The 7773-nt window shown below is 73.1% G+C and carries 7 protein-coding genes and 1 pseudogene; 5 read left to right on the plus strand and 3 right to left on the minus strand.

What is annotated here, in order from left to right:
• Nucleotides 1-69: 69 nt before the first annotated feature.
• Complete coding sequence (locus CTKZ_RS11355; RefSeq protein ID WP_124343048.1) at nucleotides 70-1272, minus strand: flagellin N-terminal helical domain-containing protein; 1203 nt, start codon at nucleotides 1270-1272, stop codon at nucleotides 70-72.
• Nucleotides 1273-1410: 138 nt separating this feature from the next.
• Nucleotides 1411-2301 (minus strand): sigma-70 family RNA polymerase sigma factor, encoded by an 891-nt coding sequence (locus CTKZ_RS11360; protein WP_124343049.1) that lies wholly within the window; start codon nucleotides 2299-2301, stop codon nucleotides 1411-1413.
• A 384-nt stretch (nucleotides 2302-2685) separates the two neighbouring features.
• Here CTKZ_RS11360 and flgN point away from each other — a divergent pair, with 384 nt between their 5' ends.
• From flgN to CTKZ_RS11385, 5 genes are all read left to right on the plus strand, one after another.
• Nucleotides 2686-3165 (plus strand): flagellar export chaperone FlgN, encoded by a 480-nt coding sequence (gene flgN, locus CTKZ_RS11365; RefSeq protein ID WP_124343050.1) that lies wholly within the window; start codon nucleotides 2686-2688, stop codon nucleotides 3163-3165.
• A 16-nt stretch (nucleotides 3166-3181) separates the two neighbouring features.
• On the plus strand, nucleotides 3182-4609 hold the full coding sequence (flgK, locus tag CTKZ_RS11370) for a flagellar hook-associated protein FlgK (protein ID WP_124343051.1): 1428 nt from the start codon (nucleotides 3182-3184) through the stop codon (nucleotides 4607-4609).
• Nucleotides 4610-4613: 4 nt separating this feature from the next.
• On the plus strand, nucleotides 4614-5495 hold the full coding sequence (flgL, locus tag CTKZ_RS11375) for a flagellar hook-associated protein FlgL (RefSeq protein WP_124343052.1): 882 nt from the start codon (nucleotides 4614-4616) through the stop codon (nucleotides 5493-5495).
• Nucleotides 5492-5920, plus strand: coding sequence for a flagellar assembly protein FliW (locus tag CTKZ_RS11380; protein ID WP_124343053.1), 429 nt, complete (start codon nucleotides 5492-5494; stop codon nucleotides 5918-5920). The genes flgL and CTKZ_RS11380 overlap by 4 nt, the downstream gene beginning before the upstream one ends.
• Nucleotides 5921-6041: 121 nt before the next feature.
• Nucleotides 6042-7256 carry an EAL and HDOD domain-containing protein gene (locus CTKZ_RS11385; protein ID WP_124343054.1) on the plus strand — a complete coding sequence of 405 codons (1215 nt, stop codon included), beginning with the start codon at nucleotides 6042-6044 and terminating at the stop codon, nucleotides 7254-7256.
• A gap of 14 nt (nucleotides 7257-7270) precedes the next feature.
• Here CTKZ_RS11385 and CTKZ_RS11390 read toward each other — a convergent pair.
• Nucleotides 7271-7773, minus strand: a pseudogene (locus tag CTKZ_RS11390) (sacsin N-terminal ATP-binding-like domain-containing protein); the annotation flags it as partial.

A 7773-nucleotide genomic window follows, 5' to 3' on the forward strand; every position in this document is an offset into this window, starting at 1 on the left:
GTGGCCCGCCCGCCACCGGAGCGCTCTAGGTGGTGGCCGTCCCCGGTCGGGGGGTGGTCACCGGGTGGATCACCGCAGGAGGGACAGCACGCCCTGGGGGATCTGGTTGGCCTGCGCGAGCATCGCCGTGCCGGCCTGCGACAGGATCTGCGCGCGGGTGAAGGAGACCATCTCCGACGCCATGTCGGTGTCGCGGATGCGGGACTCCGACGCGGACAGGTTCTCGACCGAGACGTTGATGTTCTTGATCGTGTGCTCGAACCGGTTCTGCAGCGCACCGAGGTTGGCGCGAGCCGTCGAGACCGAGGAGATCTTCTCGTCGATCTTCGTGATGGACGCCTGCGCGGCGGTGGCCGAGGAGAAGTCCAGGCCGGCCGTCGTGTTGGCGACCGTGGCGCCGTTGTCGACACCGGTGCCCGGGTCGGTGCCCGCGGCGACGGTCCCGCCGTTGAGCGCCTTGACCTCGATGCCGGTCGCGGCACCGTTGGCGTCCTTGACGACGTTCACGGAGAAGTTCGCCGCGAAGTTCGTGTCGGCCGCGAGGGCGTCGGCGAACTTCTGCACGCTGCCCGTGGTCGCGTTCGAGATCGCGGTCGCCTGGGCGCCCGAGATCGCGACGACGACGTCGCTGGTCACGCCCGAGCCGTTGTCGACCGAGAACGTGTAGTTGCCGGCGGCGACCGCGGTGTTGTCGACGTCGAACTTCGTGCCACCGGTCGCGAGCGAGCCCGTGGTGAGGTCGGCGGCGATCGTCTTGATGTTGGCGCCCGACAGGTCGACCTGGATCTGGCTGTTGGTGTCGCCGTCGGCGCCGACCTGGAAGGTCAGCTTGCCCGAGCCGCCGCCGGCGGAGCCGTCGAGGAGCTTGGTGCCGTTGAAGTTCGTCGACGCGGCGATGCGGTCGAGCTCGTCGACCAGCTGCGTGGCCTCCGTGTCGATGTTCTTGCGCGCCTCGGCGTTGTTCGAGTCGTTACCGGCCTGCACCGCGAGGTCACGCACGCGCTGCAGGATCGAGTGGACCTCGGTCAGGGCGCCCTCAGCGGTCTGCACGACCGAGATGCCGTCCTGGGCGTTGCGGGCGGCGACCTTGAGGCCACCGACCTGCGAACGCAGACCCTCGGAGATCGCCAGACCGGCCGCGTCGTCCGCCGCACGGTTGATGCGGAAGCCCGAGGACAGCTTCTCGAGCGACTTCGAGAGGTCGTTCTGCGTGTTGGACAGGTTGCGGTACGCGTTCGTCGCCGCGATGTTCTGGTTGATCGAGAGACCCATGGTTCTCTTCCTCCTTGATTCGGGTCCGGAGCGGCCCATCCGTGGGCACACCCTGCAGATCGGCGGGTTCCGACGGTCGGTGAGGGTTTGCGTCGAAGAACTTTCCGACGGTCCCTCGCCTGCGCCGGCCGCCGGGGATCAGGCGCCGCGCAGACGCGCCGCGACGGGCGTGCCGTCGGGTGCGGCGACGACGTCACGCTGGCTCGGCACGACCGACAGCCGGTCGGCGGTCGGGATCGACGTGACGAGCGCGGCGCGTGCGGCGACGGCGGCGAAGTAGGACTGACGGCGGCGCTCGGCGACGCCGTCGGCGCGCTCGGGGGCGGGCACGAGGTCAGGGTCGAGGCCCGCGTTCATGCCGTCGCGCAGCAGGCCGAGGGCCTCGGTGCGCAGCTGGCTGATGCGGGACTGCGTGACGCCGAGCTCGGCGGCGAGGTCGGCGACGCTGCGGTCCTGGAGGAACAGGCCCTCGATGACGGTGCGCAGGCGGTCGGGCAGCGTGACGACGGCGGCGCGCAGCCAGCGGTGGCGCTCGTCGGCGAGGACGCTCTCCTCGGGCGTGAGCTCGCGGTCGACGACGAGGTCGGCGACGGCACCCTCGGTCGCGTCCATGGACAGGACCCGGCGCTCGGCGTCGCGGGTCGCGTCGTCGACGGCGCGGAGGTCGACGCCCATGGCGTTCGCGAGCTCCTCACGCGTCGGCTTGCGCTTGAGCACGCTCGTGAGCCGCTCGGTGGTCGCGGCGAGCTCGCGGACGCGCTGCCGGGCACCGCGGGACGCCCAGTCCATCGAGCGCAGCTCGTCGACGAGCGCGCCCTTGATGCGCAGCGAGGCGTAGCGGGCGAACGGCACGCCGGTCTCCGGGTCGTACGCCTGTGCGGCGAGGACGAGCGCGAGGCTGCCGGCCGACGCGAGCTCGTCGCGCGAGACGGTCGGGGGGACGCGGTGCAGCATCTCGCTGACCGCGTACCCGACGAGGGGCAGGTGCGTCGTGACGAGCTCGTCGGTCGCCGCTGTGTTGTTGCTCACCTGCACTCGTTCGGCCCAGGTGGCAGCACCCTTGAGTCATGGGTTCCGGTTCACCCGTGACTGGACACGCGCCCAGTTGGAGGACGGTCCGGTTCGTCCTGGGGGAACACCCAGAAACGATTCATGAGAGCGTTTCCGCAGGCAATCGGTGTGACGCGCATCACACCCGAATGGCCCTGCGGGACCTTTCGGACGCTTCCAGGCGCACCGGACGGGTGAGTCCGCAACCGCTTCGACGACACGCCGGTGACCCGATGGTGTGACAGCGCTCCCACCCCCGGACCACGCGATCTCCGGCGAACTCGTCACAATCGCCCGACCCGTGCCGATGGAGGGAGCAGACGCCCGACGGACCCCGGCGGGCAGGACCTGGAGGACACCCCCATGCCCCTCAACGGGCTCTCCGACGCACTGTGGCAGCAGCGGAACCTGCTCGAGCTCCTGCTCTTCAAGCTCGAGGAGGAGCAGCTGATCCTCACGAGCGGGCGCTCGCGGTGGCTCGGGCACGCGACCCGCGAGGTCGAGACGGTGCTCGACGAGATCCGCACCGCCGAGCTCGGCCGCGCGCTCGCCGCCGAGCTCGCCGCCGTCACGCTCGGCCTGCCCGGCGACGCGAGCCTCGCCGAGATCGCCGCCGCCGCACCGGCACCCTGGGACGACCTGCTGCGCGCGCACCGGGACGCCTTCGCGACGCTCGCCGCCGAGATCGCCCAGCTGTCCGACGGCAACCGCGAGCTCCTCGCGCTGTCGCACCGCGCGACCCAGGAGACGCTCGCGACGCTGCAGGACGTCCACACGTACACGGGCGCGGGCACGACCGCGGCGGCCGCACCCGCCGCGCGCCTCGTCGACCGCACCTTCTGAGGAGACCCCCACCCGCATGAGCACCTTCTCCGGCCTCGGCACCGCGCTGAGCTCCCTGATCGCGCAGCGGCAGGCCCTCGACGTCGCAGGGCAGAACGTCGCCAACGCGAACACCGTCGGCTACACGCGCCAGCGCGCGTCGCTGTCGGCCCTCCCCTCCGCCAACGTCCCGTCGATGTTCTCCGTCAACAACGGCGCCGGCGAGGGCGTGCGCGTCACCGGCGTCGAACGCCTCGGTGACGTGTTCCTCGACCTGCGCCTGCGCACCCAGACCGCGGGCGCGTCGTACCTGTCGGCGCGGGCCGAGGCGTACGGCGTGCTCGAGAAGAGCCTCGGCGAGCCCGGCGAGACCGGCCTCGCGAGCCAGCTCTCGACGATGTGGGGCGCCTGGTCCGACCTGTCGAACACGCCCGACAAGAACGCCGCGCGCGCCGTCGTCCTCCAGGACTCCAAGGCCGTCGCCGACCGCATCGCGAGCCTCTACACCTCCGTCCAGACGCAGTGGACGCAGGCCCGCACCACCACCGCCGGGCTCGTCGAGCAGGTCAACACGACCGCCGCGGGCGTCGCCGACCTCAATGCCCGGATCCTCGAGATCACCAACGCGGGCGGCACCGCCAACGAGCTCATGGACCGCCGCGACCAGCTCGTCACGCAGCTCTCGTCGCTCGTCGGCGCGAGCGCCACGACCCGCGAGAACGGCCAGGTCGACGTCCTCGTCGGCGGCAACGCGCTCGTGTCCGGCAAGCGCGTGCACGAGCTCGCCGTCACGGGGGCCGCGTCCTTCGCGCAGGCCACCGCCGGTCAGGCCGTCACCGTCGTCTGGGCCGAGCGCCCGACGCAGAGCGCGGGCCTCGACGGCGGCCGCGTCGCCGGGCTGCTGTCCGTGCTCGCCCCGCCCGACGCGACCGGCACGGGCGGCATGCTCACCGAGGCCGCCGCCCGCTACGACGCGCTCGCGACCACGCTCGCCGACCAGGTCAACACGCTGCACGGCGGCGCGGTCACCGCCGACGGCCGCACCACGGGCGACTTCTGGACGTTCCAGGCCGGCCGGCCCGCCGCGCTCGGCCTCACCGTCGCGCTCACGTCCGCCGCGGACGTCGCCGTCGCCGACCCCACCAAGGGCCCCCTCGACGGCACCGTCGGGGACGCGATCGCCGCGCTCAAGACCAGCCAGACCGGCCCCGACGCCCACTGGTCCTCGACCGTCGTCGACCTCGGCGTCCGCGCCTCGAGCGCGAGCTCGCGCGCCAAGGTCGCCGAGTCCGCCCGCGCGACCGCCGAGCAGCAGCAGCTCGCGGCGACCAGCGTGGACACCGACGAGGAGACCGTGAACATGCTCGCCTTCCAGCGGGCCTACGAGGGCGCCGCGCGCGTCCTCACCGCCGTCGACCAGATGCTCGACGTGCTCATCAACAAGACCGGCCTCGTCGGAAGGTGACGCGATGATCCCCCGGGTGACGCACCTGACCGTGCAGCGCCAGACGTTGTCCAACCTGCAGGGCAACCTCACGTCCATGGCGGACCTGCAGGCGAAGCTCTCGAGCGGCAAGAAGATCACCGTGCCGTCCGACGACCCCGCCGGCGCCTCCGACGTGCTGCGCCTGCGCGGCGAGCAGCGCGCGCTCACGCAGTACGCGCGCAACGCGACCGACGGCGACTCGTGGCTCACGACGGTCGACGCGGCGCTGCAGTCGTCCATGACCGCCATGCGGCGCGCCCGCGACCTCACCATCCAGGGCGGCAACGGCGGGCTCGGCCCGACGTCGCGCGAGGCCCTGGCCGCGGAGATCGAGGGCGTCCGGGACTCGCTCATGGACCAGGCCAACGCGTCCTACGCGGGACGCACCGTCTTCGCGGGCACCTCGGACGCCGGCCGCGCGTTCCAGGCCGACTACAGCTGGACCGGCACCGCGGGCGCGTCCGTCGACCGCCGCGTCGGTGACGCCACCACGGTCCGCGTCGACGCCGACGGGTCCGCGGTCTTCGGCGAGGGCGCGACGTCCGTGTTCGCGCTGCTCGACCAGGTCGCCGCGACACTGCGCGGCGGCGGCGACTCCACGACCCACCTGAACGCCATCGACGACCGGATGGACGCGATGCTCACCGAGCTGTCGTCCGTCGGTGCCCGGCAGAACCAGGTCGGCTCCGCGCAGACCTCGATCGTGAGCAACCAGCTCACCACCAAGACGCAGCTGTCCGGGATCGAGGACATCGACCTCGCGCAGACGATCCTCGACATCCAGATGCAGGAGGTGGCCTACAAGGGGGCGCTCGGCGCCGCCGGAAAGGTCCTCCAGCCGAGCCTCATGGACTTCCTCCGATGAACATCGCCCCCGCCACCGTCCCGGTCGCCGTCGGCGGCCACGTCCTCGACGTGCCCGGCGAGCTGCGGCTCGTCACGGCCCTGCCGGGCCTGCCCGGACGCACCTCGTACGTGCTCGACGCGCTCGACGACACCGGCGTGCTGTTCGCGCTGCGGTCCGTCGACGCCGACGAGCACGAGGTCCGCCTCTTCGTCGTCAGCCCGACGCTCTACTTCCCCGACTACCACCCGCGGATCCGCCCGGGCGTCCTCGGCGACGACACCGACCCCGCCGACGTCGTCGTGCTCGTCGTCGTGCACCCCGGCGCCGCCGGCGAGCCGCCCACCGCCAACCTCCTCGCGCCCGTGCTCGTCGACCGGGCCCGCGGCCTCGCCGTGCAGTCCGTGCTCGACGAGGACTGGCCGCTGCGCGCCCCCGTCGGCTGACGCCGGGCCACCTCGAGCACGCCCGGACGGGCGTGCTCGGACCCGTCTCCTCAGTTCCGCGCGGCTCCTGCCGATAGGTGGACCAGCAGCACTTCGCACCTCGGAGGAGAGGGACGACCGCATGTACCAGCTGGACCAGCCGCCCGCCCACGTCGGATCGGCCGTCGTCCACCGCCAGCCGATCGTGCACCCCGACAGGTCCGTGTTCGGGTACGCGGTCCGTGCGTCCGTCATGGCCCCCGACGGCTCCGTCGAGCCTGAGCACCGGGTCGAGCACCTCGTCGAGGCGCAGTACCGGATCCTCGACCCGGACCTCCTGTCCGGTGACAAGCTGCTGATCCTGCGCGCGACCACCCGCGTGATGATGGGCGGCCACGACCTGCCGCCCGCCGGCGGCGGGGTCGTCGTCGAGATCCCCGGGCACATGACGTCCGGCGAGGACGCGGCCGAGCAGGTCATCGCGCTCAAGCACATGGGCTACGGCCTCGCGCTCGGCGACTACACGGGCATGCCCGCGCACGACGAGTTCCTCTCGATCGTCGACTACGTGAAGATCGACGTCGCCGCGCAGGCCGACCGCCTCGACCAGCTCGTCGCGCACGTCCACAAGTGCGGCGCGCACGTCATCGCCGAGCGCGCCGACTCCCGCGACCGCATCCACGCCGCGCTCTCCGCCGGCGCGGACCTGCTGCAGGGCCCGATGTTCGAGCGGCACCGCTCCGACGCCGGACGCCAGCTCTCCGCGGGCGAGGTGCAGTGCTTCGAGCTCGTCCGGCTGCTGTCCGCCGAGTACCCCGACCAGGACGCCGTCGTGCACGTCGTCGAGTCGGACCCCGAGCTCACGATGCGCGTCCTGCACCTCGTGAACTCCTCCGCGAGCGGCGTGCGCCGGCGGATCGACTCCGTGCGTCAGGCCGTCGTGCTCGTCGGCCCGCGCCAGCTCAACGCGCTCGCCATGGCGTCGCTCGTCGACGCGCGCACCGCCGCCGTCGGCCCGCTGTGGTCCGTCCTCACGCGTGCGCTCACGTGCTCGCGGCTCGCCGGGACCGACGCCGGGTACGTCGTCGGGATGCTCTCCGCGGTCGCGTCGCACCTCAAGCTGTCGATCGACTCGATCATCGAGCGGTCGGGCGTCTCCGAGGCCATCGCCGACGCGCTGCGCGACCAGACGGGCCCGCTCGGTCCGGTGCTCGCCGCGGTGCTCGCGCACGAGGAGAACGACACGGCCGCCGTCGTCGCCGCCGGGTACGAGCCCATCGAGGTCGCGCACGTGCACCTCGCGGCGATCCCCGAGGCCCTCGCGACCGCGACCGCCCTGGCGACCGCCGCGGCCTGACCCGCGGGCGGAGATCAGCCCTCGGGCCCCCAGGCGGCGTCGAGCGCGACCTCAGCCGCGCGCGTCGGGTCGACGAGCACCGTCTCGACCGCGAACCTCGCCGCCCACCGCCCGGCCGCCTGCGCGAGCCCTGCGGCGAGCCCGGACACGTGCACGGCGTGCACCACGGCGTCCCGGCCCGCGCCCTCGACCCACCAGTCGACCGGCGCGCCGTCGACCGTGAGGTCGTCGTGCTCGACCCACGTGGCCGGCGCGTCCGGGAGCAGCGCTCGCGCCTCGGCCGGGACGTCGACGACCTCGCCGCCGCTCCCGACCTCGCCCGCCGCGAGCTCGTCGACCAGCGGCAGGTCCAGCAGCTCGGCCGTGCGGGCCGACCCCGGCACGACCGCCGCCACGTCGGTGCGCTGCCACCACATCGGCCGGTCCGCGACCGCCGCGTCGTCGGCCCGCACGACCGCCACGCGCCCCACGCCGACCAGCGCCGGCACCCGCTGCGGCGGCACGTCCGGCCGGGCGG

Source organism: Cellulomonas algicola (assembly GCF_003851725.1).
Taxonomy (GTDB): Bacteria; Actinomycetota; Actinomycetes; order Actinomycetales; family Cellulomonadaceae; genus Cellulomonas; species Cellulomonas algicola.